The 1,983-nt window shown below is 71.6% G+C and carries 2 protein-coding genes and 1 pseudogene; all 3 read left to right on the forward strand.

Features of this window, described 5'->3' with window-relative positions:
* Window positions 1-286 (forward strand): annotated as a pseudogene (locus WBA11_RS17115) (hypothetical protein); the annotation flags it as partial.
* A 2-nt stretch (window positions 287-288) separates the two neighbouring features.
* Window positions 289-843: a hypothetical protein gene (locus tag WBA11_RS17120; RefSeq protein ID WP_424521856.1), complete on the forward strand. Its 555-nt coding sequence runs from the start codon at window positions 289-291 to the stop codon at window positions 841-843.
* A 17-nt stretch (window positions 844-860) separates the two neighbouring features.
* A partial coding sequence (locus WBA11_RS17125) for a BatD family protein (RefSeq protein ID WP_424521857.1) occupies window positions 861-1,983 on the forward strand: 1,123 nt, incomplete at its 3' end.

The raw sequence follows: 1,983 nt of genomic DNA on the forward strand, positions 1-1,983 counted from the left end.
GCGGGCCGACACCCTCTTGCAACTCGCGCTCCTTCTGGACCCGACGGAACACGCCCGCCGGAACCAAGAGATCGCGCGCCGCTCCCTCGACCAGCCGCCTCCGGAGCCGACCGGCTCGGCCCAGCAGATCAAGGCCCGCGCCGACTCGCTCGTCGCCGAGCGGCAATACCGGGAGGCCCTGGACGTCATGGAGGACGGGTTGTCGCGAGATTCCAGCGTCGCCGCCTTCTCCGACTTTATCGATCGCTTGGGCGGCGTCGTCCAGATCGAGGAATCGGTCCCTTAGCCATGCCACGTCTCTTTTTGCTCGTCGCCTCGGTCGGCCTGCTCGCCCAGGCCCCGCCGCCGTCCGCCGACGGCCGCTACCACCAAGGCGCCCAGGCCTACGTCAACGGCGACAACGCGAGCGCCCTCGAGGCCGTCGACGCCGGGCTTGCCTTCGAGCCGGACAACGAGAGGTTGCAGGCGTTGCGCGATCTGATCCAGCAGGACCAGCAGGAGCAAGACCAGCAAGACGGCGGACAGCAGGACGAGGCCCAGAACAGCGACCCCGGCGACGAGGGAGAAGAGGGGGACGAAGGAGAGTCCGGCGAGAACCCGCCCGACGAAGGCTCCGAGCCTCCGCCCGGCGACGGTGGCGAGGCCGACGCGGACCAGACCAACACCGAGCCACAAGACCCGGCGTCGGGCCAGGAAGGTCAGTCGGCGCCGACCGAGGCGGGGGAGATGACCGAGGCCCAGGCCCAGCGCCTGCTCGACGCCGTGGGTGGGGAGGAGCAGCTGCTCCTCCGGGAGCTCCGCCGCGCGCCGACCCGCCAGCGCCAGAGCGACAAGGACTGGTAGCCGTGCGTCCGCCCTCGATGTCTGCCCTCCTCCCGCTGCCCTCGAGGTCTACTCCGAGGTTGCGCGGTATCCGTCGCGTCCTCGAGGTCGGCGCAGGGCTCGCGATCCTCCTGTGCAGCGTCCCCACGCTCGCTGCCCAGTCCGCCTCGAGCGACGTGTCCTCGAGGTCGCTCGTCGTCGGCGAGACCGTGACGTTTACGGTCACGCTGCGCGGTGGGCGTGGGGACCGGGTCAGCGCGCCGCTCGCGTCCGGCGCCTTGGAGTTGGTGTCGCGGTCGCCCATCTTGGACGCGACGACGATCATCAACGGTGACACCGAGCGACAGCTCGCGTGGGCGTACCGCGCTCGGAGGCCGGGGACGGGGCAGATCCGGCCGTTCCGAGCCCGTGTCAACGGGACGCCGATCACGGCACCGGGGGCGACGGTAGCGGTCTCGAACGTGTCCGGCGTGCCGCCCTCGAGGCCGCAGGCGCCGTCCGGGGTGGGGCGCAACGCCTTGTTTGTCCGGGCCGAGCCCAGCCGCCGGACCGCGTACGTCGGTCAGCAGGTCGTGGTCGACTACGTGCTCTACTTCGAGCCCGAGATCCAGCCCCGACAGACGGCGCCCGTCGGGACGTGGGACGCGGCCGGCGCGTGGCGCGAGGAGATGGACGTCCCGACCGCGTACCCACGGCCTGCGACCATCAACGGCCGACCCTACGAGGCCGTCACGATCCGCCGCGTCGCCCTTTTCCCGACCCGTGACGGGACGCTCGAACTGGCCCCGATGCGGTTCACCATCGACCTGGTGCGCATCACGGGCGGGGGCCGATCCTCAGACCCGTTCGCCCCGTTTTTTACGCCGTTCAGCCAACGGTTCGAGGACCGCGAGGTGACCGCGCCCGCCGCGACCGTCGACGTCCGACCGCTGCCCGACGGCGCGCCCGACGCCTTCGCCGGCGCCGTCGGCGACTTCTCCATGACGACGACCGTCGACGACCGCCGCGTCCAGGCCGGCGATCCCGTCCGCGTCCAGGTCACCGTCCGAGGCACCGGCAATACGGCGCTCCTGGAGCCACCCGCCCTCGAGGTGCCGGCTGGCGTCGACGCGTACGATCCGAGCCAGGACCGAGAAGCGTTCCGGTCGTCGGAGCCGCTGC

Source organism: Rubrivirga sp., assembly GCF_049648075.1.
GTDB lineage: Bacteria > Bacteroidota > Rhodothermia > Rhodothermales > Rubricoccaceae > Rubrivirga.

What these genes read in the sequence shown, in the direction of transcription:
- WBA11_RS17120 (WP_424521856.1), top strand. Translation starts at nt 289, where the DNA reads ATGCCACGTCTCTTTTTGCTCGTCGCCTCGGTCGGCCTGCTCGCCCAG.